General features: G+C 63.4%; 25 protein-coding genes. 2 read left to right on the top strand and 23 right to left on the bottom strand.

What is annotated here, in order from left to right:
* Window positions 1-34: 34 nt before the first annotated feature.
* The 8 genes from C8E00_RS02315 to C8E00_RS02280 form a co-directional block, all read right to left on the bottom strand.
* Window positions 35-1,300 carry a tetratricopeptide repeat protein gene (locus C8E00_RS02315; RefSeq protein WP_208291858.1) on the bottom strand — a complete coding sequence of 422 codons (1,266 nt, stop codon included), beginning with the start codon at window positions 1,298-1,300 and terminating at the stop codon, window positions 35-37.
* Between the two features lie 3 nt (window positions 1,301-1,303).
* The gene (locus C8E00_RS02310) at window positions 1,304-2,062 is read right to left on the bottom strand and encodes an energy transducer TonB (protein ID WP_243833083.1); all 759 of its coding nucleotides are present in this window, start codon (window positions 2,060-2,062) and stop codon (window positions 1,304-1,306) included.
* Window positions 2,063-2,067: 5 nt separating this feature from the next.
* Window positions 2,068-2,478, bottom strand: coding sequence for an ExbD/TolR family protein (locus C8E00_RS02305; protein WP_133694010.1), 411 nt, complete (start codon window positions 2,476-2,478; stop codon window positions 2,068-2,070).
* Window positions 2,471-3,004: a MotA/TolQ/ExbB proton channel family protein gene (locus C8E00_RS02300; RefSeq protein ID WP_133694008.1), complete on the bottom strand. Its 534-nt coding sequence runs from the start codon at window positions 3,002-3,004 to the stop codon at window positions 2,471-2,473. Before C8E00_RS02300 ends, C8E00_RS02305 begins: the two co-directional genes overlap by 8 nt.
* Window positions 2,988-4,406 (bottom strand): MotA/TolQ/ExbB proton channel family protein, encoded by a 1,419-nt coding sequence (locus C8E00_RS02295; protein ID WP_133694006.1) that lies wholly within the window; start codon window positions 4,404-4,406, stop codon window positions 2,988-2,990. The genes C8E00_RS02300 and C8E00_RS02295 overlap by 17 nt, the downstream gene beginning before the upstream one ends.
* Window positions 4,406-5,167 (bottom strand): DUF3450 domain-containing protein, encoded by a 762-nt coding sequence (locus C8E00_RS02290; protein WP_166638214.1) that lies wholly within the window; start codon window positions 5,165-5,167, stop codon window positions 4,406-4,408. Before C8E00_RS02290 ends, C8E00_RS02295 begins: the two co-directional genes overlap by 1 nt.
* Before the next feature lie 258 nt (window positions 5,168-5,425).
* Window positions 5,426-6,352, bottom strand: a complete 927-nt coding sequence (locus C8E00_RS02285) for an electron transfer flavoprotein subunit alpha/FixB family protein (protein WP_133694001.1) — start codon at window positions 6,350-6,352, stop codon at window positions 5,426-5,428.
* A complete protein-coding gene (locus tag C8E00_RS02280) occupies window positions 6,349-7,101 on the bottom strand; it encodes an electron transfer flavoprotein subunit beta/FixA family protein (RefSeq protein WP_133693999.1) in 753 nt (250 codons plus the stop codon). The genes C8E00_RS02285 and C8E00_RS02280 overlap by 4 nt, the downstream gene beginning before the upstream one ends.
* A 368-nt stretch (window positions 7,102-7,469) precedes the next feature.
* Between C8E00_RS02280 and C8E00_RS02275 the strand changes: the two genes are divergently transcribed.
* Window positions 7,470-9,110: an electron transfer flavoprotein-ubiquinone oxidoreductase gene (locus tag C8E00_RS02275; protein WP_133694522.1), complete on the top strand. Its 1,641-nt coding sequence runs from the start codon at window positions 7,470-7,472 to the stop codon at window positions 9,108-9,110.
* Between the two features lie 49 nt (window positions 9,111-9,159).
* Here C8E00_RS02275 and C8E00_RS02270 read toward each other — a convergent pair whose 3' ends face one another.
* From C8E00_RS02270 to C8E00_RS02200, 15 genes are all read right to left on the bottom strand, one after another.
* On the bottom strand, window positions 9,160-11,355 hold the full coding sequence (locus C8E00_RS02270) for an ATP-dependent helicase (RefSeq protein WP_133693996.1): 2,196 nt from the start codon (window positions 11,353-11,355) through the stop codon (window positions 9,160-9,162).
* Window positions 11,352-11,906: a DUF1285 domain-containing protein gene (locus C8E00_RS02265; RefSeq protein WP_133693994.1), complete on the bottom strand. Its 555-nt coding sequence runs from the start codon at window positions 11,904-11,906 to the stop codon at window positions 11,352-11,354. Before C8E00_RS02265 ends, C8E00_RS02270 begins: the two co-directional genes overlap by 4 nt.
* A 22-nt stretch (window positions 11,907-11,928) precedes the next feature.
* Window positions 11,929-12,756 carry a TatD family hydrolase gene (locus C8E00_RS02260; protein WP_133693991.1) on the bottom strand — a complete coding sequence of 276 codons (828 nt, stop codon included), beginning with the start codon at window positions 12,754-12,756 and terminating at the stop codon, window positions 11,929-11,931.
* A gap of 44 nt (window positions 12,757-12,800) precedes the next feature.
* The gene (locus tag C8E00_RS02255) at window positions 12,801-13,130 is read right to left on the bottom strand and encodes a PilZ domain-containing protein (RefSeq protein WP_341765841.1); all 330 of its coding nucleotides are present in this window, start codon (window positions 13,128-13,130) and stop codon (window positions 12,801-12,803) included.
* A 71-nt stretch (window positions 13,131-13,201) separates the two neighbouring features.
* The gene (locus tag C8E00_RS02250; RefSeq protein ID WP_133693989.1) at window positions 13,202-14,179 is read right to left on the bottom strand and encodes a DNA polymerase III subunit delta'; all 978 of its coding nucleotides are present in this window, start codon (window positions 14,177-14,179) and stop codon (window positions 13,202-13,204) included.
* Entirely contained in the window at window positions 14,170-14,808 is a 639-nt protein-coding gene (gene tmk, locus C8E00_RS02245; RefSeq protein WP_133693986.1) for a dTMP kinase, read from the bottom strand. The genes C8E00_RS02250 and tmk overlap by 10 nt, the downstream gene beginning before the upstream one ends.
* A gap of 18 nt (window positions 14,809-14,826) precedes the next feature.
* Window positions 14,827-15,828, bottom strand: coding sequence for an endolytic transglycosylase MltG (gene mltG / locus C8E00_RS02240; protein ID WP_208291857.1), 1,002 nt, complete (start codon window positions 15,826-15,828; stop codon window positions 14,827-14,829).
* A 14-nt stretch (window positions 15,829-15,842) separates the two neighbouring features.
* On the bottom strand, window positions 15,843-16,658 hold the full coding sequence (pabC, locus tag C8E00_RS02235; RefSeq protein WP_133693984.1) for an aminodeoxychorismate lyase: 816 nt from the start codon (window positions 16,656-16,658) through the stop codon (window positions 15,843-15,845).
* A gap of 5 nt (window positions 16,659-16,663) precedes the next feature.
* Window positions 16,664-17,896 (bottom strand): beta-ketoacyl-ACP synthase II, encoded by a 1,233-nt coding sequence (gene fabF / locus C8E00_RS02230; RefSeq protein WP_133693982.1) that lies wholly within the window; start codon window positions 17,894-17,896, stop codon window positions 16,664-16,666.
* 173 nt (window positions 17,897-18,069) lie between these two features.
* The gene (gene acpP, locus C8E00_RS02225) at window positions 18,070-18,303 is read right to left on the bottom strand and encodes an acyl carrier protein (RefSeq protein ID WP_011506901.1); all 234 of its coding nucleotides are present in this window, start codon (window positions 18,301-18,303) and stop codon (window positions 18,070-18,072) included.
* A 99-nt stretch (window positions 18,304-18,402) separates the two neighbouring features.
* On the bottom strand, window positions 18,403-19,146 hold the full coding sequence (fabG, locus tag C8E00_RS02220) for a 3-oxoacyl-ACP reductase FabG (RefSeq protein WP_133693979.1): 744 nt from the start codon (window positions 19,144-19,146) through the stop codon (window positions 18,403-18,405).
* Between the two features lie 20 nt (window positions 19,147-19,166).
* On the bottom strand, window positions 19,167-20,123 hold the full coding sequence (fabD, locus tag C8E00_RS02215) for an ACP S-malonyltransferase (protein WP_133693977.1): 957 nt from the start codon (window positions 20,121-20,123) through the stop codon (window positions 19,167-19,169).
* Window positions 20,124-20,134: 11 nt separating this feature from the next.
* On the bottom strand, window positions 20,135-21,262 hold the full coding sequence (gene plsX, locus C8E00_RS02210; protein ID WP_166638234.1) for a phosphate acyltransferase PlsX: 1,128 nt from the start codon (window positions 21,260-21,262) through the stop codon (window positions 20,135-20,137).
* Window positions 21,263-21,286: 24 nt separating this feature from the next.
* Complete coding sequence (gene rpmF / locus C8E00_RS02205; protein ID WP_133693975.1) at window positions 21,287-21,457, bottom strand: 50S ribosomal protein L32; 171 nt, start codon at window positions 21,455-21,457, stop codon at window positions 21,287-21,289.
* Between the two features lie 29 nt (window positions 21,458-21,486).
* Window positions 21,487-22,014 carry a YceD family protein gene (locus C8E00_RS02200; RefSeq protein ID WP_133693972.1) on the bottom strand — a complete coding sequence of 176 codons (528 nt, stop codon included), beginning with the start codon at window positions 22,012-22,014 and terminating at the stop codon, window positions 21,487-21,489.
* A 124-nt stretch (window positions 22,015-22,138) separates the two neighbouring features.
* Here C8E00_RS02200 and C8E00_RS02195 point away from each other — a divergent pair, with 124 nt between their 5' ends.
* The gene (locus C8E00_RS02195; RefSeq protein WP_133693970.1) at window positions 22,139-22,720 is read left to right on the top strand and encodes a Maf family protein; all 582 of its coding nucleotides are present in this window, start codon (window positions 22,139-22,141) and stop codon (window positions 22,718-22,720) included.
* Window positions 22,721-22,731: the final 11 nt, after the last annotated feature.

The following is a 22,731-nucleotide window of genomic DNA, read 5'->3' as shown; positions in this document are numbered from 1 at the left end:
GCACGCGCAAGCCGGGCGTTGCATGCATCATTGCTTACCGGGCGACGCCTGGGGGGGTGGTGGCATGCGACGATGCGTCGGCCTCGGGGGCTTCTTTTAGCCCATTGGCGTTGCCAAGCGATGCCAGCCAGGCCTTGGCCTGCGATGCGCCGGCATCGCGCGCCGCTTCGAATGCTTCACGGGCCGCTTGTTCGTTCGACAGCTCGAGTTGTGACACCCCCTCCAGCAGCCAGGTGCGCGCAGCATCGGCGCCTTGTTCACGCGCCCGATGCAGCGCCTCTATCGCCGTCGACCATTCGCCCCAGCCATAGGCCAGCTCACCGAGTTGCCGCCAGTCTTCGGCGGCTTGGGTGTCCTCGGCCAGGGTGCGCCACGCCGACAACGCCTTGCGATGCGCACGCGCTGCCGTCCAGGCCTCGGCGAGCAAACGCTGGTGCTGGCTATCACGCGGCAAGCTGCCGTCCGCCAACGCCCTCTCCAGATACTCGGCGGCCCGTGCCGGCGTCCCCCCGGCCAAATGCAGCCGAATGAGGCGCTCGAGAGCGTCCTCACCTTCGAGCACACCCCGCCGCCAGCCGGCTTCCCACAATGCCGCCGCCAATCCGGGCTGCTGCATGCGCTGCGCCAGGGCTGCAGCACGCCGCCACGCCTGGGGATCGTCGCTGTCGCCTTCGAGTTGGGCGTCGAGTAACGCCAGCGCCGCGTCGTAACGTTCGGCGTGCTGGTACACGCTCGCCGCCAAGCGACGCCTGTCGGCATTCAGCCCCCCGGCGCGGCGCGCGCGATCGACCCAGTCGGCGGCTTGCGACCAATGACGCAACGAGGCTTGCGCTTGCGCCATCAGCCACAGGTCGTCGCTATCACCGCCATAGCGATCGATCCAGGCGCCCAGCAGTTCGGCGCCTTGCGCGATCTGCCCCGCGCGCAGCCTCAAACGCGCCTCCTGATTGAGCCAACGCCGTCGCGAATCGCTTCCCACGCCGTCAATGCGTCGCGCTTGATAATACAGATCCGCCGCCGCCGCATTGCGTCCTCGTTGCGCTTCACCGGTAGCGGCCAATTGCAGGAACAATGCCCGTGCCCAGCGGTCCGCGGCATTACCCCCCTGCAAGCGGCGAGCCGCCGCCTTGGCACGCGCGATGTCGTCTTGACTGGCACCCTCTTGCATACGCTGCTGCAGCGACTCCAGCGCTTGCACCATCCCCGGTGACAACGCAGGTCCCGCCGCCATTGCGTGACCGCTCGACAGCCCCAGGCATAAACTCAGAAAAACGCTACAGCTCCAATGAGACCACCGCATGTACTACCTCTTGAGGCGAAATTCTAGACGTTGACGCGCTTCCCGAGGCGCATTGCCACGGGGAAACTGCCAATCGGCGATCGCCCTGAGCGCCGCGCGTTCGAACACATGGCGCGGCTCTGCCTTGGTGACACGAATGGAGTCGGCATCCACTTGGCCGTTGGGCATGATCGTGAACCTCACCTCCACGAACCCTTCGATACCTCGCCGCTGGGCCCGCGACGGGTACTCCGGCGGTACGCGCCGGGTCGGCTGCGGCGATCCCACGGCGTCAGCGCTCTGTTGACGGGCTTTACCGCTGGCCGCCGTGTCGGTTTGCGTGTCGGCCTCGCCACTTGTACCTGACGACGCCAACTCGGTAGATGACGACGCCGTTGCAGGCTCCGGCTGCGGCTCAGGTTTCGGCTGCGGCTCTGGTTCCGGCTCGGGCTCGACCTCTTCGAGGTCGGGCAGCGGCACCTGCGACACCTCAGGCTTGGGTGGTGTCGGGGCGTCCGGCTCGGGTAACGTCAGCGAACTATCGGACTCAGGCGCAGGCACCGGAGCAGGGGGCGGCGGCGGCGGTGCCTGTGCCGGTGGCGTCGGCGCCCGCGGTGCCGCCGCATCCGGCGCCGACGCCTGCTGAACCGCAGGCGCCTGAACGCGCGATATCGACATCGGCTGTTCGACCGGCGTGCGGGCATCGTCGGGCGGCGCCACCAGTAGAGCAAGCAGATAAAACAGCCCGAGCGCCATCAAGATGCCGCCTACGGCGCCTGCCATCGCCCTCATCCGTCCGTGCCTCGATTCGCCGCCACGGCGACGTTGTCAACGCCGGCATCACGAATGGCATCCATGACCTTGATGAGCAGCCCCGTCGTCGATTGACGGTCGGCCTGAATCACGACCCCGCCTTCATCGCTCACCAAGCTGGCCACTTCATTGCCCACGCGATGCGCATCCACCGGCTGTCCATCGACCCAAACGGCATTCTCCGCGGTAATCGCCACCATGACTTGAGCATCGGGACGCGCCGTCGCCGAGGACGACTCGGGACGCTCTATTTCCACGCCGCTTTCCTTGATGAAGCTGGTGGTCACGATGAAGAAGATCAACATGATGAAGACCACGTCGAGCATCGGCGTGAGGTTGATTTCCTGGGCGTCGTCATTGACGTCCTGTAGTCGACGCCTACGCATTGGCATCCTCCACGGCACGGGCCATGCGGTCATGAAGCCGCTGATCCTCGCGCCGGATTACATGTTCGAGTCGCGTGGTGAACAGCAGCCCCACCACGGCCACCGCCATCCCGGTCAAGGTCGGCAAGGTGGCCCGTGCCACGCCATCGGCCATGGCCCGCGCCTGATTGGTGTCGGTCAAGGACAGGCTGTCGAATACCTGGATCATCCCGGTGACCGTGCCCAGCAAGCCCAATAACGGACACAGCCCCACCAGCAGCTTGAGCCAGGGCAAGGGACGCCGCAGTTGACCGATGAGCTCCGAGGTCCAGACCTCGCGCAATGTCAACGCACTCCAGCTCACGTGGTCACGGCGCGCAACCCAGCGCGCCACCAGGGCGCGGCGACGGCGCCGATGAACGAACTGCCAGTACAGACCACGCTCCAGCCCCATGGCGAAAAGCGCCATGGCGACCAAGGCGATGACCACCAGCACCGGGCCGCCGGCATCGACCAGCCAGACGATGGGCTCAGCGAGCGTGAGCATGGGCCTGCGTCCCCGTATCGCCGTGTGTTGCCTCGAGATGTTCGGCCAGCACGGCACTCGCCCGGCCCTCGAGCGTACCGAGCAATTCGCGACTACGACTGCTCAAGGCGGTATGCACGAACAGAAGCGGCACGGCAACGATCAAGCCCAGCACGGTGGTCACCAACGCCTGGCTGATCCCGCCTGCCATGAGTTGCGGATCGCCGGTACCGAACACGGTGATCGACTGGAAGGTGCCAATCATGCCGGTCACGGTGCCCAGCAACCCGAGCAGGGGCGCGACGGCCGCCATGAGCTTGACCAGGGGTTGGCCGCGTTCGAGACGCGGCTTTTCCGCCAACAGCGCTTCATCGAGGCGTGCCTCCAGCGCTTCAGGTGCATGATCGTGGCCCAGAGCCGCGAAGCGACCGAGTACCCGCCCTAGCGGATTATGGCTGCTCAAGGTTTCGGGGGTGCGGAGCTGGCGACGTATGCGCCAACTGATGACCAGCAGGTACGCGTACTGCGCCAGCGCGACCAGCAAGCCCGCGATACCCAGCACGACAATGACATACCCCACCGATCCGCCTTGCTGGAAACGCTCCCACAGCGACGGCTGTTGCGCCAGGGCACTGAGCACATCGCCTTGAGTGGGGTCAAAGACCACACGCCTTCCTTCGCCTTGCTGAAAGGCTCGCAATGCTTCACGCGCATGTTCAGGGGTGTGCGCCACCATGCGCAGCCCTGTCTCATTCGCCCCGCTGTCGGTGTCATGAGTAAGCAGCCTGCCGTTGCTGAAGGCGAGAAAATCGCCCAGGCGTATTGCCTCTCGCTGCTCGACGTTGCCCGAAGGGGCGGCGATAGGCGCCTCGAAACGCACGCCACGCCCCGTCTCCGCCGTCAGCGCGGCATACGTTTGCCCCAGATTCTGCAATGTCTGCGTGTCGATAACGGCGTTGTCGTCGAGCCGCTCGGGTAGCGTCGTGCGTGTTCCGACAGTCAACCAACCACCGCCCAGCGCATCCCGTAGCTCGCCAATATGACGCTGTACCACCTTGAAGACGCCGCCGAGATCGCCCACTTCAGAACGACGGCGCTGGTTGATCTCGGCGAGCGCCTGGCGCTGGCGCTTTTGGGTTGCCTCCAATTGATCACGGCGCTGGCGTGCCGCGGCCAGCGACGTTTCCGCCTCTTTGACAGCCTTGCGCAGCGCCTCGCGATCATCCAGCAACTCGCTCAAGCGCTGTCTGTCACGGGCCTCGGCGGCCGCACTGTCCGTGCGCAGACGCTGCAACAGTTGGCTCATCGAGGCGACCGAATCGCCCTCCTGGGCCGACGCCACTGACACGACGCCCGGCAGAGCCATGATCAATACCAGCACCGGGACCAATACGCGGGACCGCAGAGACTTCCATGAACTCATCACGACTCCTTGTCCTCGGCTGAAGCATTCGTGTCATCGCCCGCTGGCGTCTCGACCGTTACCGAGACCGGCAGATCCAGCAATGCCGGTGCACGCTGATCGCGCGCAATCCGCATTCCCTTGCGCAGCTCATCGAGCGCATCGCCTTCGAGGGGCTGCCATTTTTGGGTCTCGGCACGCCAGACACCCCCCTCACGGCCGTTCGGCGTCACGTAATAAAACCCGATGCGCCCTACTCGGAGATAGTCGACTTGACGCGCGTCATCGCCGACCAGCCGGCCCTGCCAGGTATCCATCTCGCGCCCATAATCGAGCTCGGTGCGCCATGCGGACAGGACACGATCGAGCTTGTCGGCGGCGCTCATCTCACTGTCGTCGAGCATCGCATCGAGGCTGTCGACACGTGCCAAGCGTTCTTCACGCAGGAAGGGCAAATCGGCTTTTATCAGGGTGCGCAATTGCGACACCATGTCACGCAACTGTCCGGGCAAGGCCTCGCGCGTCACCGAAAGCTGCTCGATGGCAGCACGGCGCTTCTCGATCAATGCCTGCTGCGCCTTGTTGCGGCGCGCCAGCTCATCGTTGTAACGCTCGAGCCGCGCGGCTTCGCGGCTGGCATCGCGCAAGCGCGTGAGCAATTCACGCGTCGCGTCGTCAGCCGCGTCGATCTTTTCCTGCAATGCCGCCTGCTCTTGCTGCGCCTGTGCAGTGGCGTCACGCAACGACGTTTGCTGTGCCCAGCCCGTCGCGGAAACCCCCATCCATAACGCTATTCCGGCGCATACCGCACGCCGGCATGGCCGTGTGCGACTTTGCGTGTCGTTTGGCACCACGCTTTCTCCCGTATCTTGGTCGTGCCGGCCGCTGATCGACGCCGACAAAAGAACAGCAAGCACGCTAATACAAACAAGAACAATTATCAATCATCGGCACCGAGAAAGAAAAACCGGCCGCGTGGGCCGGTTTGACACTCCCTCGTGCGCCAATGCCAATCGGCAGGCTGCACGAGTGAGTTGGACTTACAACTTGGACTCGAGTTCAGGGAGCACTTCGAACAGATCACCCACCAGGCCGTAGTCGGCCACCTGGAAGATCGGTGCTTCCTCGTCCTTGTTGATCGCCACGATGACCTTGGCATCTTTCATCCCCGCCAGATGCTGGATGGCACCACTGATGCCCACGGCGATGTAGAGCTCCGGCGCGACGATCTTGCCGGTCTGGCCGACCTGCATGTCATTGGGCACGAAGCCGGCGTCCACGGCGGCCCGCGACGCACCAATCGCCGCGCCCAGCTTGTCGGCGATGCCGTCGAGCAACTTGAAGTTCTCGCCATTGCCCATGCCGCGTCCCCCGGAGACGACCACACGCGCACTGCCCAGTTCAGGACGATCGCTACTCGCCAGTTCCTCGTCGACGAACTGCGAAAGCGTATTATCGACCGTGGCGTCGATCGCCTCGACCCCGGCGCTGCCGGTGGCCTCGACGGCATCGAAGGCCGTGGTGCGCACGGTGAGTACCTTGAGGGCATCGCTGGACTGCACGGTGGCGATCGCGTTGCCCGCGTAGATGGGCCGCAGGAAGGTGTCCGGGCTTTCCACGCCGATCACCTCCGAGAGTGCCGCCACGTCCTTGAGGGCGGCGACACGCGGCATCACGTTCTTGCCTTGGGTGGAGGCAGCGGCCAGCACATGGCTGTAGTCGTCGGCGAGTCCGGCGATGAGCTCCGCCGTCGGCTCCGCCAGCTGGTGGGCGTAAACGCTGTCGTCAGCCACTTTTATCTTGCCGACACCGGCCAGCTTGGCGGCCGATTCGGCAACGCCCGAGACGTTCTCGCCCGCCACCAGGATATCGATGTCCCCGCCGATGGCCTGGGCCGCGGCGACGACATGCGCAGTGCTGCCGGCCAATTGGCCGTTGTGATGTTCGGCGATAACCAGAATGCTCATGCGATCACCTTGGCTTCGTTCTTGAGTTTGTCGACGAGTTCATCCACGGAGGCGACCTTGGTGCCGCCCTGGCGTTCCGCCGGCGATTCCACCTTGAGCACGCTCAGGCTGGATGCCACGGCGACGCCCAGATCGTCGGGGTGCTTGACGTCGATGGGCTTCTTCTTGGCCTTCATGATGTCGGGCAGCTTGGCATAACGTGGCTCGTTGAGGCGCAGGTCGGTGGTGATCACCGCCGGCAGCTTGAGCGAGACGGTCTGCAGGCCACCGTCGATCTCGCGGGTCACCTGGACCCGATCGCCCTCGACCTGTACTTCCGAGGCGAACGTGCCCTGCCCCATGCCTGCCAGCGCGGCCAGCATCTGCCCGGTCTGGTTGTTGTCGGTGTCGATGGACTGCTTGCCGAGAATCGTCAAGCCCGGCTGTTCGTCGTCGACGACCCGCTTGAGCAGCTTCGCGGCGGTCAGCGACTCGACCTTGTCGTCGGTCTCGACGTGAATCGCGCGATCGGCACCCAATGCCAACGCGGTACGCAGTTGCTCCTGCGCGGCCTTGGGCCCGATGGTCACGGCGACCACCTCGCTGGCCACTCCCCTTTCCTTGAGGCGCACCGCTTCTTCCACGGCGATCTCGCAGAATGGATTCATGGCCATCTTGACGTTGGTGAGATCGACGTCGGAATGATCCGGCTTGACCCGAATCTTGACGTTATAATCGATGACGCGTTTGACCGCGACGAGTACTTTCATGGTGTCCTCGCTTGGTTAGAACCGGCAGGCATGCCCTTAGAATAAATTCATTCAAGCGTTTGATAGGGGGCGTGTCCCGAAAATGGTCGCCCGTTAAACACTCGGCGACCCTGCATAATATTGCGTGATCGCGTCCAACCTGGTCAAACCCTGAGGCGCCGTCATGGCCGCGTTGGACGACAAACTCGCTGGAAAATGACATCATGCCGGCCGACCACCTCGAGTGGAATCAAACGATCGTTTAAAATACAATCAAGAAAAACGCGACTTGTCCATGCATCGCTGCCCGAAAAGACGCCGTGCATGCGCGGGCGCGTCCGACCGCCCAACGCGAAGATGGAGGAGATCAAGCCGTGGAACGCGAATACATGGATTTCGACGTCGTCATCGTCGGCGCCGGCCCATCCGGGCTCTCGGCGGCCTGTCGCCTGATGCAACAGGCCCACGAAGCAGCGCGTGAACTCAGCGTCTGCGTGGTCGAAAAAGGCTCCGAAGTGGGCGCGCATATTCTGTCAGGCGCCGTGCTCGAGACACGCGCCCTTCGCGAACTCTTTCCCGACTGGGAAACGCGCGGCGCGCCGCTGACCACCCCCGTTGTCAGCGACGATATCTACCTGCTCAAGGACCCGGACAACGCCCAGAAACTACCCAATGCGCTGGTGCCCAAGAGCATGCACAACACCGGCGGCGCGCATGACAATTACGTCGTCAGCGCCGGCAACCTGTGTCGCTGGCTGGCCGAGCAGGCCGAAGAACTCGGCGTGGAAATCTTCCCCGGCTTCGCCGCCCAGGAAAGCCTGCACGACGAAGATGGCACGGTACGCGGCATCCTCGTCGGCGACATGGGCGTGGCCGCCGATGGCAGCGAAAAACCCGGCCATATGCCGGGCATGGAGCTGCGCGCCAAGTACACACTGTTCGCCGAAGGCGCACGCGGGCATATCGGCAAGCGCCTGATCGAGCGCTTCAACCTCGACGAGGGCCGTGATCCCCAGCATTATGCCCTGGGTTTCAAGGAACTCTGGGACGTGCCCGCCGATCAACACCAGCCGGGACGCGTGTTGCATGGCTCGGGCTGGCCACTGCCCAATGACACGCATGGCGGCTGGTTTCTCTACCACGCCGACAACCAGCAGGTCGTGGTGGGGTTGATCGTCGATCTTTCCTACGACAATCCCTATCTCTCGCCCTTCGATGAATTCCAGCGCATGAAGCACCACCCGGTGCTCAAGCCACACCTGGAAGGCGGCTCCCGCGTTTCCTATGGGGCGCGCGCCATCGCCAAGGGCGGCGCCAATAGCCTCCCCAAGATGACCTTCCCCGGCGGTCTGTTGATCGGCTGCGATGCCGGCACGCTCAACTTCGCCAAGATCAAGGGCATCCACATGGCGATGAAATCCGGCCTGGTCGCCGCCGAAGCCGTTTTCGAGGCCTTCGTGGGCGGTGATGAAGGCGGCACCGAACTGACCGCGTTCACCTCCAAATGGCAAGACAGCTGGGCCTGGGCGGAGTTGACCGAAAGCCGCAGCTTCGGCCCCGCGATTCATAAGTACGGCACCGTCAAGGGCGGCGCCTACAACTTTATGGATCAGCTCCTGGGCGGCAAGCTGCCCACCGTACACGACACCACGCCCGACCATGCGCGCATGCGCCCTGCCAGCGAGGTGACGCCCATCGACTATCCCAAGCCGGATGGCAAGCTCTCGTTCGACAAGCCCTCGTCGGTCTTTCTCTCCAACACCAACCATGAAGAGGATCAACCCTGTCACTTGCGGCTCACCGATCCCGGGATGCCGGTGCGCGTCAACTTGCCGGAATACGCCGAGCCCGCACAGCGCTATTGCCCGGCGGGGGTATACGAAATCGTCGAGGAAGACGGCGAACCCAAGTTCCAGATCAACTTCCAGAACTGCGTGCACTGCAAAACCTGTGACATCAAGGATCCGTCCCAGAACATCACCTGGGTGGCGCCGGAAGGCGGCGGCGGTCCCAACTATCCCAACATGTAGCCATGCGCACGATGTCCTGGCCCACCAGCGGGGCATCTGAGCGGCCGCCTCAGCTCGGCAACGCCCGATCCGCGACACATTCCAATGGGGCACGCGCGGCGATCAAGCGCCGGCGTCCCGCCTGGTTGAAGCGCACCTCGATGACCGGATTGGCGGGATCGCCCTCCAGTACCACGATCTCGCCATCGCCGAAGACGTCATGTCGTACCCACTGCCCTACCGACCATGTCGCCGGTGCCGATTCAGAGGACGCTTCAGACGTACGGGTGACGGCTAGATGCACCCCGCAACGTTCGAGATAACGCCCGACCACTTCCGGGGCGCGCACCGCCAGGGTGTCGGGCGGTGTCCCGCCGAGTGCGGCGGCCGCGCGATGACAGTCGTCCCAGGCGGTCTCGTCGAGGAAGCGGCTGGGGCGGTGATCGCCGCCATCATGCAGAACCAGCAAGCGCTCACGCGCCCGCGTGATCGCCACATAGTAGAGACGACGCTCCTCCTCGAGGCGTTCCGCATCCAGGGGCGTTTCACGGGTGTAATGCGGAAAATCTTCCTCGTTGACGCCCCACAGCGCGACCATCGGCCATTCGAGCCCCTTGGCGCCATGCACCGTTGTCACCAAGACGCCATCCTCGCGCGCCTCTACCGGTTGACTGAGCAGCTCGATGAAGCCGTCGGGGTCATTGGCCAGTTCACCGGCCTGTTCGATCAACACATCGAGCAGGCGCACGTCGTCCTCGGCCTTGGCGCGCCTCGACGCGGCGCGTTTGAGGGCCTTGTCCGCCTCGGTGGCCTCGACGACATGCTCGAGCAATTTATCCGGCGACCAATTCGCCATGCGCGGCAGTTCGCATAACAACTGCCAGCGACGCTTGAGGTTACGCCGCTGAAGGGGCTTCAATGCATTCAACAAAGGGTCGTGCCGCTCAGGCCATTGCTGAGTCTGGGCCAATTGGTGCGCCAAGGCGGTCAGTGTCTCGCGGGGCACGAAGACCGTCGGCTGCGACAACAGCAGATTGAGCTGCTCGGGATCCTGCAGACGGCGCCCGTCACGCGCCAGGGCCAGATACCCCGCCAGCGCCTGTACCAGCGGCAGGCGAAACACGAAACGATCCTCGCGCGCGAGCCGGAACGGAATGCCGGCGCGCAACAGCTGCAGCTGCACGGAGACGGACAGTGCCCAACTGCGCACCAGCACGCAGGCTTCACCCAAGGCACGCCCATCGCCACGCCATTGATGGAGGGCATCGAGCAACGCACTGCTGCCCACCGCCACGTCGGCACGGGTCACCGGCGTGCCGGGCGCGGCCAGGCATAATTGATCGGGACGCCGCCGGTTGGCGCGAATCGCATGGTTGGCCGCCAGCGCCAGCACATGACCGTGCCGGAAGGTGTACGACAACGGGTAGTCGTGAGCCGCGCCGAACAAGGCGGTGAAGCGTTCGAACATGGCATCGGGGCGCGCCCCGCGCCACTCGTAGATGCACTGATTGGCATCGCCCACCGCCATCACCTGCGCACTCTCACCTGCGAGAATGGCCAGCAGGCGCTGCTGCACCTCGTTGATGTCCTGGTACTCATCGACGATCACATGATCGAGGAAGCCCTGTACCCGCGAACGCGCTTCGGGAGTCGCTTCGAGACAACGCAACGGCCGATAGAGCAGGTCGGCATAGGTCATCAAGGCATGCTCTTCGAGCAAGGCCTCGAAGTTCGCATACGCTTCGCAGAAATGCTGGGTAGCATCGCCGAAATCCAGGTGCTCGTGGAGCAGCTCCGGGGCGCACATCTCCGCCTTGACCAGCTCGCAGAACTGCGCCAAGGCGTCGAGACGGTCAGGCTCCAGTGCGGCGTGGCGCTGACTGTCGTCGGCGTGTTCCAGGCTTCTTTGCACCGCCTGACGCAGCAGGCGCTCGCGTTGCCAATCGGCGGCGATCAACTGGCGCGATGACAGATACCCCCAGCGCGTCAGGGTCTGGGTCAAGCGATGGCCGATCGAGTGAAAGGTTCGCACGTCGGGCAGGCGCTGCCCCGCCGCTTCGTGAGACAGCTTGTGGGTGAAGTCCTCGCGTGCGGCACGATTGAACATCAGTACCAGCATGCGCTGTGGTGGCACACGGTGAGCCAGCAGGTGCAAGACACGCTGCACCAGCGTGGTGGTCTTGCCGGCACCGGCGACCGCCGACACGCGCGCATGCCCCTCGGCATGCGCGATCACGGCGCGCTGTTCGGACGTCGCCCCGCTCACGGCGTCTCCTCGGGCAACCAGCCGAGGGGCTGCCAGACACCGTCACTATACATCCCGAGTTCGCTGCCCTGGGATGTCGCATGCATCTCGGCGATGTCGATCAGGCGATAGTAAACGTTGCGGTTGAGCCGTGCCGACAATCCGAAGCGAATGGCGACCTCGGGCACCGGAGCGCCGCTCGGCATGGCACTGACCACGAGGCGGCGTTGTGCGCCCAGGGCGACGCTATCGCCGAGGTGGGTGGTCAGCGTCCAGACCCCGTCGCGACACTCGGCATCGGCGATCAAGAACGCCCTGTCCTCGACCTGAATGCGCAGCTTTTCGACCGGCGTGACCAGGTAATGCTCGCCATCCGATTCCCGGCGCAACAGACGCGACAACAAGCGCACCAAGCGTGCGCGCCCAATCGGCGTGCCCTCATGCCACCAGCGACCATCGGCGGCAATGGTCAACGCCATGTCACCGCAGAAAGGCGGGTCCCAGGTGTCGACCGGCGGCAAGGATGCCGTGGGTGATGCATCGAGATGCGTCGTCAACGACTCCAATGGCATGTTCGCTCCTCGCTGCTGGGCGTTACTGACCGCTCATCTGTGCCAATGCCGCGCGCACATCGTCAGGCGCCTCGGGCAGCGCGGCACGAAACAGCCGGTAAAAATTGGCGCTCGTCTGCATCGCGACTTCGTCGACGCTGATACCCCGCTCGGCGGCGATGCACTGCGCCACTTCCACGACCCACTGCGGCTCATTGGGCTTGCCACGATGCGGCACCGGCGCCAGATAAGGGCTATCCGTCTCGATCAATAGCCGGTCGAGGGGCACCAGACGCGCCAGTTCGCGCACCGCGGTGGCGTTACGGAATGTCACGATACCCGACAGTGAAATGTAGAACCCCAGCCTCACAGCTTCCCGCGCCATGTCGAGATCCTCGGTGAAGCAATGCAAGACGCCCCCCACCGCAGGATCGGTATGCTCACGAATCAACGCCAAGGTGTCTTGCCTGGCGTCTCGCGTGTGCACGATCACCGGCAATTCGAGTTCACGCGCGGCGCGCAGATGGTGAGCGAAACGCTGACGCTGCACATCGTGAGCCACTTCAGCGTAGTGATAGTCCAACCCCGTCTCGCCGATCGCCACCGCGTCGTGGCGCTGAGCGCAGTCGACGATGCTCTGCACGTCGGGCTCGTGCTCGACCTGATGCAACGGATGCACGCCGGCAGACAGCGATACATCGTCATGGGCACGGGCGATGTCGACCAGATTGGGCACGCCTTCAAGCGTGACGGCGATCGCTAGGAAGTGACGCACGCCACGTTGGCGGGCAGCGTCCAGGGCACCCTCGAGTTTGCCGTCATGGGCGGTGAGGTCGAGTAGATCGAGATGACAGTGAGAATCAACGAACATGCGGTACCTAAAGCGTCGAAAAGGCTGTAGCCCAGCCCATGATATCAAAGGGTATAGCTGGGGCGCGTGGCGGTGACGCCTTCGAGTCGAGCTTCGATCAGCGCTCTCACACGCTGGTCGACGTCACCGAAATGCACACCGATCCCCGGCACGCGGCGTCCGCCGACCCCTGGCGGCGACAGCCAGGCAACCGTCCCCGACACCGGCAGACGCTCGTCTGCCTCGGGTAACGTGACCAGTAGATACACCGCATCGCCGAGTGCATAACGTTCCTGCGTGGGAACGAAGATACCGCCCCGTTCCAGCCAGGGCATGTAGGCCGCCTGCAGGGTCTGTATATCGTGGAACGTCAGGGATAAGGCTTTTTGCGCCACGCCGGGGACTCCTCGGTCAGTATGCACGATTCACGTCATGCACGGTGTTCATGCCACCTCGGCAGGCGCCGTCATGAGCGCAACAGCGATGCCCAGCGCACCAGCCAGGCTTCCAGCACCAGCTGTGCATTGGGGTTGCCTCCAGCGGCGATCAAGCGGCGCTGCTCGCGCGCGTAGTCGAGCAGGCGAAACCAATCGCGCACCCGTGCATTCTTGGCTGCCTGGCGATACAGCGGCAGAAGGTCCGGGTTGCGCACGTACTGCGCTTCGCCGGAAACGCCCAGGCGGATCAGGTCTTCGAGCCAGACGATACCGTACCACAGCACGCGGTCCAACGACTGAGGGTCGAGACGCGCCGCCTCGGCGACCGGCTCCGCGCCCCTCACCAGCGCATCGAACGCTTCACTCAGTTCCTGGCGCAAACCACGTCCTGCGGCCAGTTCGACGGCGAACTGGGGCAAACCGCCGGCCACGCGCAACCAGAAACGCGCCTGCTCGACGTCATCGAAATGCTCACTCAGCCACGCCAGGGCACTGTGTGGCTCGGGCACTCCCAGGCTCCACTGCTGGCAACGCGAACGAACGGTCGGCAGCATGCGCGAGGGGATGTCCGCCAGAAGCACGAACAGCGTCTTCGCCCCCGGCTCCTCGAGACTCTTGAGCAGGGCATTGGAAGCCGCCACGTTCATGGCTTCCGCAGGATGCAGACGAATCACGCGATAACCGCCTTGTTGCGCCGTCTGCGACACGAAAGCATTGACCTGCCGAATCGGATCGATGCGTATCTGGCGGCGTTTTTCCGCCGGGGCGACATCCAGCAGATCGGGATGGTATCCCGATGCCAGCATATGGCAGGCATGGCACTCACCACAGGCCACGTCGCCCGGTGCATGGCAAAGCGTGCGCGCCACCAAGGCATTGGCAAGGTCGTGCTTGCCGACCCCATGCGGGCCCGAAATCAAGAGCGCATGCGCCAGTTGACCTGCGTCCTGTTGGCGAATCAGGCGCTGCCACAAGTCATGCTGCCAGGGCATTGGCGTTACGACCATAATGCGCGCCTCGCTTCCAGATGGTCGGCAATCGATGCCTGTACCGCGTCCAGCTCGCGGTCGGCGTCGATCACGGCGAATCGCGCCGGCGCCTGAGCGGCGCGGGAAAGATAGCACTCACGCACGGCGGTGAAAAAATCCTGCCGCTCGCGTTCGAAACGGTCGCGCGCGACGCCACGCCGTTCGACACGGCGCTGGGCAGCCTCGATCGGCATATCCAGCAATAACGTCAGGTCGGGTTGCAGCTCGTCTTGCACCAAGGCTTCGAGTGTCGCGATACGTGTCTCATCGAGCCCTCGTCCACCGCCCTGATAGGCGAAAGTCGCGTCGGTGAAACGGTCACACACGACCCAAACGCCTCGCGCCAACGCTGGGCGAATCTTGGTCGCCAGGTGCTGGGCTCGGGCGGCAAACATCAACAGCAATTCCGCCGTCTCGTCGAGCGGTTCCTGCGGAGCGGGATCGAGCAGCAACGCACGGATCGCCTCGGCTCTCGGGGTGCCGCCCGGCTCACGGGTGCGCAGTACATCGATACCGCGTGCGCTTAGCCAGTCGCATACGAAATCCACGTTGGTGGACTTCCCCACCCCTTCGCCCCCCTCGAGGGTGATGAAACGTCCCGGCGTCATGGCGATGACCTGCTCCGCTCAGCGATTGAGAATGTAGCGGCGTACTGCCGCATTGTGTTCAGCCAACGTACTCGAGAAGTAATGCGATCCATCGCCACGCGCCACGAAATACAAGGCATCTCCCGGGGCCGGATTCACGGCAGCACGTAATGCTCCCATGCCCGGCATGGCAATCGGCGTAGGTGGCAGCCCGTCGATCACATAGGTGTTATAAGGGGTTTCACGCCGCAGATCGGCCCGCGTGATGTTGCCATCGTAGTCTTCTCCCATGCCATAAATCACCGTGGGATCGGTCTGCAATCGCATGCCGCGCTCCAGACGCCGCGTGAAAACGCCGGCGATCTGACGCCGTTCCTCCGGCACGCCCGTCTCACTCTCGATCAACGAGGCCAGAATGAGCGCTTCGTAGGCGCTGTCGATGGGCAAGTCGTCACTACGCTGCGCCCAGACGTTTTCCAGCGTCTTGGCCATGCGTTCATAGGCGCGCTCGAGTACCGACAGATCCGTCATCCCTTTGTGGTAACGGTAGGTATCGGGAAAAAAGCGCCCCTCCGGATGCTCACCCGCATGCCCCAGCGCCGCCATCACTTGTGCATCGGTCATGCCCCGCGTGCGATGCTTGAGCTTGGGCGCATCATTCAAACGATGACGCATTTCCGCAAACGTCCAGCCCTCGGGAATCGTCACGCGATAAGACACGACGTCATTGCTGGACAGTCGCGCCAGCATCGCGTTGCCACTCATGCCGGGGTCGAGCTCGAACTCCCCGGCATGCAGCTCGTTGGCCTTGTCGGGCGAGAGCTGTGCCAGCACACGATACGGCCAGACGGCATCAATGATACCGCGTGCCTCGAGTTCATGAATGATGCGCATGAATCCCGCACCATCCGGCACTTCATAGACCGTCGTCTGGTCCAGAGCTATCGGCGCCGCCAGTCGGGATTGCCAATATTGATAGCCCCCCATCAGCACCGCACCAGCCAATATCGCAATCCCTAGGAGAACCTTCACCACTCGCATATCGATACCTTGTCTCACGCCTCATCGAAGACGTCATGGGGATAGCCCAGCACTGGGTGGGCATGGCGTTGCAAATACCGTTGCGCATCCTGCATTGTCCAACGCCTCAGGCAGGCACCCTCGGCATCGTCCAGTTGTCTCAAGGGCCACACCCCCTGCACCGAGTTGACGACCCACGCCGCGTCCGCCTCCATCAACGCCTCGACCCCCACCTCTCGCGTGCGGATCGGCAAGCGCTGGCGCAAGGCCGCCAGCAACGTGCCTGCCACACCGCATGCCGTCAGATCAGGCGTTTCGAGCGCGCCATGGCGCTGCCACACCAGGTTCATACTGGTCGTCTCGACGAGACGATCGTACTGATCGCACAGCACGCCCTCGGCAACGTCGGCGTCGCACCACTCACGACGCGCCATGACGTTTTCGAGGCGGTTGAGGTGTTTGATGCCTGCCAATAAAGGCTGGTGTCCCAAACGCAACCGACACAGGCGCACGCGTACCCCATCGCGCCAATACGCAGACTGCGGCGTGAATGGCATACACCGCCAACGCAGACGCGGTGTGGGCGATGCGGGAGATGCATAACCACGCCCACCGCTGCCACGGGTCACGAGCAGCTTGAGCACGAACAAACCGGCCCCCACCTGCCCCGGCAGGCTCGCCAAGGTCTGTGTATCCGGCAATGGAATTTCCAGCCGCTGGGCACCACGTGCCAGGCGCTGGAGATGCGCGTCCCACAACAAAGGATGGCCATCACGCACGAGGACGGTCTCGAAGAGACCGTCCCCATAAGCGAGACCGCGATCGTCGAACGGTAGTGGCTCGTCGGCCATGGCGCTTAAACGCGGCCGAAGATCAACGATCCATTGGTACCGCCGAAACCGAAGGAATTCGACAGACTGTACGCTACCGGCATCTCGCGCGCTTCATTGGGCACGTAGTCCAGCGTGCACCCTTCATCGGGGGCCTCGAGATTGATGGTGGGCGGTACGACGCCATCGCGGATGGCGAGAATGCTGAAGATCGCCTCGACGGCGCCGGCGGCCCCCAGCAGGTGACCGATCATCGACTTCGTGGAACTGACCGCCACGGCATTGGCCGCCTCGCCCATGACGCGTTCCACGGCCTGGCTTTCGGCGACATCGCCTGCCTGGGTGGAGGTGCCGTGTGCGTTGATATAGTCGAGTCGAGCGGCATCGATGGCCGCATCCTTGACCGCGTTGCGCATGGCCATTTCCGCCCCACTGCCGTTGGGTGCGGTCATGTGGTAGGCATCATCGCTCATGCCAAAGCCAAGCAGCTCGGCATAGATGGGCGCGCCACGCTGCTTGGCATGCTCGTACTCCTCGAGCACCAGTACGCCGGCGCCATCGGAAAGCACGAAACCATCGCGCTCGCGGTCCCATGGGCGACTCGCTGCCGCGGGGTCATCGTTACGCGTCGACAACGCTCGCGCCGCCGAAAACCCGCCGAGGCCCAGCGGCGTGGTCGCCATTTCAGCGCCTCCGCATACCATGGCATCCGCGTCGCCATAAGCAATGGTACGTGCCGCATAGCCGATATTGTGCGTGCCTGTGGTACACGCCGTGGTGATGGCGATATTGGGGCCACGAAAACCATGCTGAATCGCCAGGTTGCCGGAGATCATGTTGATGATCGACCCTGGCACGAAGAATGGCGAGATCTTGCGCGGTCCGCCACGGTTCAAGGCGTTGTGATTGTGCTCGATCATCGGCAACCCGCCGATGCCCGAGCCAATCGCCACACCGATGCGATCCGCGTTGTCATCGTTGCTTTCCAATCCGGCATCGGCGATGGCCTGTCCCGCCGCCGCGATCCCGTACTGGATGAACAGATCCATCTTGCGCGCGTCCTTGGGGTTCAGGTAAGGACTGATATCGAAGTCCTTCACCGAGCCACCAAAGCGCGTATTGAATCCCGAGGTGTCGAAATGGTCGATCAGCGAGATGCCGCTCTTGCCCGCCAGGATGTTGCCCCAGCTTTCCTTGACAGTGTTACCGACAGGGGTCACCAGGCCCAATCCGGTCACCACGACCCTTTTACGTGGCATCAGCTTTCCTCCAGACTTGCGAGTTGGCACGGCAAAGCCGTGTTTGGCGCGCATTATACCCGAAACACAGACGGGGTGGAGACCGCACGCATGCACAAACGACAAAGGCCGCTCTGATGACAGAGCGGCCTTTGCGAGTCGATATCGAACCGGATACCCCGGTCCCGCTCTACTTACTGGTGAGCGACGACGTAATCGATCGCTTCCTGAACGGTCGTGATCTTCTCGGCTTCTTCATCGGGAATCTCGGTATCGAATTCCTCTTCGAGCGCCATCACTAGCTCGACAGTATCCAGCGAGTCGGCGCCGAGATCCTCGGTGAAGGAAGACGTGTTCTGGATGTCTTCTTCCTTGACGTTCAGGCGCTCAGCCACAACCTTCTTCACGCGCTCTTCGATGGTGCTCATTCTCTTGTTACTCCTAGTGGTACGAATCCGCTAGCTCTGGAAAGCTGCGGGTAGTTTATAGACCGCTCCCAGACGACGCAACCAGCGCCTTCAGGGGCGTCAACGCATATTCATGCCGCCATTGACCTGCAGCGTCTCACCCGTAATGTAGCCGGCATTGTCGCTGGTGAGAAAACCCACGGCGGCGGCAATTTCCTCGGGAGCGCCCAAACGCGAGAGAGGAATCTGCCCCAGCAGCGCTTCATGCTGGGCTTCGGGCAAGGCCTGCGTCATATCCGTGGCGATGAATCCCGGCGCCACGCTGTTGACGGTAATGCCCCGCGAAGCGACTTCGCGTGCCAGGGAACGCGAAAAGCCTTCCATGCCGGCCTTGGCCGCCGCATAGTTGGTCTGCCCCAGATTGCCCATGGTGGCGACGACCGAGCTGATGCTCACGATACGCCCGAAGCGTGCCTTGGTCATGCCGCGCACGCATGCTTTGGTGACGCGATAGAGCGATTTGAGATTGGTGTCGAGCACCGCATCCCACTCGTCTTCTTTCATGCGCATCAGCAGGTTGTCACGCGTAATACCGGCGTTGTTGACCAATATGGTCGGGGCGCCGAATTCATCGCCGATCGCCTTGATGAGGTGCTCGACACTCTCCTGATCGGTGACATCGAGCACCCGCCCGGCCCCCGCGATATCATGCGCCTTGAGATCGGCATCGATGCCGTCGGCACCGGCCTGGCTGGTCGCGGTGCCGATCACGATACGTCCTTGACGGCCCAGCTCACGGGCGATTGCCTGACCGATACCGCGACTGGCACCGGTGACCAGGGCTACCCTGCGTTCGCTTGTCATCTGGTTTCCCGCATTCATCACTAAGACTGCTCCCCTTCGCTGCGCGCCAGTTCAAGCGCGCTTTCCAGCGACTCGGGGTCGTTGACGGCAAGCCCTTTGGCTTGACGTTGAATCCGCTTGTTGAGTCCGGTCAGCACCTTGCCGGGCCCGCACTCGACGAAGACCCGAGCGCCACGTTCATACATGGCGTTGACGCAATCCGTCCAGCGTACCGGACGATACAGCTGCTCGACGAGGCGCTGACTGAGCGTCTGCACGTCATCATGTTCGAGCGCATCGACATTCTGCACCACGGCATAGCGCGGCGTACGCAGATCGAGTCGATCCATTTCGGCCGACAAACGCTCGGCGGCCGGCCGCATCAGACTGCAATGCGACGGCACCGACACCGGCAGCGGCAAGGCACGCTTGGCGCCCGCCGACTGGCACAGCGCAATCGCGCGATCCACGGCCGCCTTGTTGCCGGCGATCACGACCTGTCCCGGCGCATTATAGTTGACCGCCGCGACCACTTCATCTTGCGCTGCCTCACGGCATGCCGACTCGACCGTTTCGTCATCGAGACCGAGCACCGCGGCCATCGCGCCGTGACCTTCCGGCACCGCCGCCTGCATCGCCTCGCCGCGCAAGCGTACCAGTCGCACACCTTCCGCGAAGCTGATGACCCCGGCGCACACCATGGCACTGTACTCACCCAGACTATGGCCAGCCATGACCAGGGGACGCGGGCCTTCGAGCTCTTGCCAGACGCGCCAGATCGCGACGCTGGAGGTCAGTAATGCCGGCTGCGTGCAGGCCGTGGCGTTCAGGGCGCCTGCCGGGCCCTCTTGAACGATTTTCCAGAGATCGTAGCCTAACGCACCCGACGCTTCATCGAACGTGGTCCGCACAACGCTGTAGCGTTCGGCCAGCTCCCTCAGCATGCCGACCTGCTGGGAGCCCTGCCCCGGAAAGACGAGGGCGAGGGATTGTGTCATGACAGTCACCTTTAAGGATGGGAGTCGTCGGATTGAGCATCGCTTGCCAACCCGCTATCCACTCGGTCGGTGCGCCTAGCGGCCGAGTGGATAGAAGGCTCAGGACATGAAGCAGCGCTCAACTCGCGCGCCAGATGCGAAGGCAAGTCCCTATCGATCTCGCGTACCGCGCGTGAAATGGCATAAGCAAATCCCTTGGCATCCGCCCCGCCGTGACTCTTGACGACAATGCCCGCCAAGCCTAGAAGGCTGGCGCCATTATAGCGCACCGGGTCCAGCCGACGCTTGAGACGCAGTAACGCAGGTCGCGCCATGGCACGCACCACGCGTGTGGTCAGGTGTGCCTCGAACGTTTCCTGCAAGCGCGACATCAGCATCGTCGCCAAGCCTTCGCTGGCCTTGAGAACCGCATTGCCGACGAAGCCATCACAGACCACGACATCCGCCGCTCCGGAGAAAATGCCATCGCCTTCGAGATAGCCGATATAGTCGAAGGTAAAGCCACGCCGGTCACTCGCCATGATCTCGCGCAGACGCTCATCCGCCTCGCGAACGCTGGGCACGCCTTTATTGGCCTCGACGCCGATATTCAGCAGCGCTACACGCGGCATCGCCAAGCCATCGATCACGCGCGCCATCACCGCGCCCATGCGCGCGAAATCCATCAGGTGACGCGCCTGCACATCGACATTGCCCCCGAGATCGAGCAAGTAACATTGCCCGCCACCCTGAGTGGGAACCGCCGTGCTGATGGCTGGACGTGCAATGCCCGTGACCGTGCCCAGCTCACGCCGAGCAAGCCCCATCAGCGCCCCGGTATTGCCGGCGCTGACGCAGGCATGCACGTGCCCGTCACGAACGCTCGCAATGGCACTCAACATGCTGGACCCATCAGCCTCACGCAACGCATTGGCCGCCCTCATGGCCTGCGAAATGACACGCGGCGCGTGTTGCAGGACAAGACGGGGACGGTAGCCGGAAAGGCGTTTGGGAAGGGACTCTAGCTCGGCCTCCAGCGCATCGTGCGGGCCGTGCAACTGAATCTCGAGATTCGGATGCATGGCGAGCGCCTGGAGAGAGCCGATGACGGTGGCGCGGGGACCCATGTCCCCGCCCATCGCATCGATAGCGATTCGCACTGTCACGTGCGCGTCGACGACGTCTTAAACGTCGACGACCTTGCGGCCGCGGTAGAAGCCATCCGGCGCGACATGGTGACGACGATGCGTAGTGCCGGTTTCCTTGTCCTGGGACAGGGTCGGTCCGCTCAACGCATCGTGGCTACGACGCATGCCACGCTTGGAACGGGTCTTGCGGTTCTGTTGAACTGCCATGGGTTACACTCCAGAGTGTCGACGATGATTCAAAGTTTGCCTTTCAAGTTGCGTAACACCTCGAAAGGACTTGTAGAACGCTGCTCCGACACGTCGGCATCAGCGCCGCTTTCCAGCTGGTCGCGCGAAACGGCGCAATCCGCTTCGTCATGATAAATCACCTGAGGCAGGCTGAGGATGAGCTCATCCTCGACTACCGGCAGAAGATTCAGCTGCTCGTTTTCCACCAATACCGGCTCATAGTCGCTCGGCAACTCGCCCGCCAGGCTGTCATCGCTGACCAGTCCCAGCAGAATGCGACTCTCCAGCGTCACCGGCATGAGCTCCAGGCAGCGCCTGCAAGGCATCTGCACATGTGCCAAGAGGTGGCCATCCATGAGGCGCCGCCCTTGCGTATCGATATCGAAACTCAGGCGCACCTCGCAGTCGCCGTGCTGCGCGCCGATCTCTTCGCCAAGACGCGGCATGGCATCGAGCGCAGCCAGCCCTTCGAGACGTTCACGATTGGCAGCGAGCTTGTAGGGCTCGACCTGCTTGGGGAGTCGTGTGGTTAACATAGGCGCGCAATAATAGGGACTCACCCCGACGCTGTCAAAACAAGCTCGCTGTACAGTGCTCACGCTACGCGGCAAACTGCGTCGTGATGCGTATCGCACCGCCATCGTTTTTCAAGGAGACGCCATGACTCGCCTCGTGCTCGCTTCCGGCTCCCGCTGGCGCCGCCAGCTTCTCGATCGCCTCGAGCTGCCCTATGCATGGGCCGCGCCGGACATCGACGAAACGCCGCACCCCCGAGAATCCCCCCAGGCCCTCGTGCACCGCCTCGCCCTGGGCAAGGCCACGGCCCTGGCCGGCGAGTACCCCGATCACCTGATCATCGGCGCCGACCAGGTCTGCCTGTTCGACGGCGAGATACTCGGCAAGCCCGGCGACATGGCCACCGCCCGCGCCAACCTGCACCGCTTTTCGGGACGACACGTCCACTTCCTGACCGGCATCGCGCTCATCGATACCACCCACGCGCGTCATTGGGTCGATCACGAACGCTATGACGTGGTGTTCCGCGAACTCAGCGACACCCAGATCGAGCGTTACGTCGACAAGGAGCGCCCGCTGGATAGTGCCGGCAGCTTTCGCATGGAAGGCCTGGGCATCACGCTCTTCGAGCGCCTCGAGGGCCGCGACCCCAACACCTTGATCGGCCTGCCGCTGATACGCCTGTGCGAAATGCTGCGCGAGGCCGGCCTCGACCCGCTGGGCTGAACCCGGCCTGA

The organism is Chromohalobacter marismortui (assembly GCF_004364315.1).
Lineage (GTDB): Bacteria > Pseudomonadota > Gammaproteobacteria > Pseudomonadales > Halomonadaceae > Chromohalobacter > Chromohalobacter marismortui.
The sequence above is the reverse complement of the archived record's forward strand: the minus strand, read 5'-3'. Positions and strand labels throughout refer to the sequence as shown.

Coding starts and splice junctions, on each gene's coding strand:
- mltG (WP_208291857.1), bottom strand. CDS start 15,828: ATGCGAGTGGTGAAGGTTCTCCTAGGGATTGCGATATTGGCTGGTGCG.
- rpmF (WP_133693975.1), bottom strand. CDS start 21,457: ATGGCAGTTCAACAGAACCGCAAGACCCGTTCCAAGCGTGGCATGCGT.
- C8E00_RS02290 (WP_166638214.1), bottom strand. CDS start 5,167: ATGGGGGTTTCCGCGACGGGCTGGGCACAGCAAACGTCGTTGCGTGAC.
- C8E00_RS02295 (WP_133694006.1), bottom strand. CDS start 4,406: ATGAGTTCATGGAAGTCTCTGCGGTCCCGCGTATTGGTCCCGGTGCTG.
- fabD (WP_133693977.1), bottom strand. CDS start 20,123: ATGACACAATCCCTCGCCCTCGTCTTTCCGGGGCAGGGCTCCCAGCAG.
- C8E00_RS02265 (WP_133693994.1), bottom strand. CDS start 11,906: ATGCCATTGGAGTCGTTGACGACGCATCTCGATGCATCACCCACGGCA.
- acpP (WP_011506901.1), bottom strand. CDS start 18,303: ATGAGCACCATCGAAGAGCGCGTGAAGAAGGTTGTGGCTGAGCGCCTG.
- C8E00_RS02315 (WP_208291858.1), bottom strand. CDS start 1,300: ATGCGGTGGTCTCATTGGAGCTGTAGCGTTTTTCTGAGTTTATGCCTG.
- C8E00_RS02250 (WP_133693989.1), bottom strand. CDS start 14,179: ATGGTCGTAACGCCAATGCCCTGGCAGCATGACTTGTGGCAGCGCCTG.
- C8E00_RS02260 (WP_133693991.1), bottom strand. CDS start 12,756: ATGTTCGTTGATTCTCACTGTCATCTCGATCTACTCGACCTCACCGCC.
- C8E00_RS02285 (WP_133694001.1), bottom strand. CDS start 6,352: ATGAGCATTCTGGTTATCGCCGAACATCACAACGGCCAATTGGCCGGC.
- C8E00_RS02310 (WP_243833083.1), bottom strand. CDS start 2,062: ATGGCAGGCGCCGTAGGCGGCATCTTGATGGCGCTCGGGCTGTTTTAT.
- C8E00_RS02200 (WP_133693972.1), bottom strand. CDS start 22,014: ATGTTAACCACACGACTCCCCAAGCAGGTCGAGCCCTACAAGCTCGCT.
- C8E00_RS02275 (WP_133694522.1), top strand. CDS start 7,470: ATGGATTTCGACGTCGTCATCGTCGGCGCCGGCCCATCCGGGCTCTCG.
- tmk (WP_133693986.1), bottom strand. CDS start 14,808: ATGACGCCGGGACGTTTCATCACCCTCGAGGGGGGCGAAGGGGTGGGG.
- pabC (WP_133693984.1), bottom strand. CDS start 16,658: ATGGCCGACGAGCCACTACCGTTCGACGATCGCGGTCTCGCTTATGGG.
- fabG (WP_133693979.1), bottom strand. CDS start 19,146: ATGACAAGCGAACGCAGGGTAGCCCTGGTCACCGGTGCCAGTCGCGGT.
- C8E00_RS02280 (WP_133693999.1), bottom strand. CDS start 7,101: ATGAAAGTACTCGTCGCGGTCAAACGCGTCATCGATTATAACGTCAAG.
- fabF (WP_133693982.1), bottom strand. CDS start 17,896: ATGCCACGTAAAAGGGTCGTGGTGACCGGATTGGGCCTGGTGACCCCT.
- C8E00_RS02305 (WP_133694010.1), bottom strand. CDS start 2,478: ATGCGTAGGCGTCGACTACAGGACGTCAATGACGACGCCCAGGAAATC.
- C8E00_RS02300 (WP_133694008.1), bottom strand. CDS start 3,004: ATGCTCACGCTCGCTGAGCCCATCGTCTGGCTGGTCGATGCCGGCGGC.
- C8E00_RS02195 (WP_133693970.1), top strand. CDS start 22,139: ATGACTCGCCTCGTGCTCGCTTCCGGCTCCCGCTGGCGCCGCCAGCTT.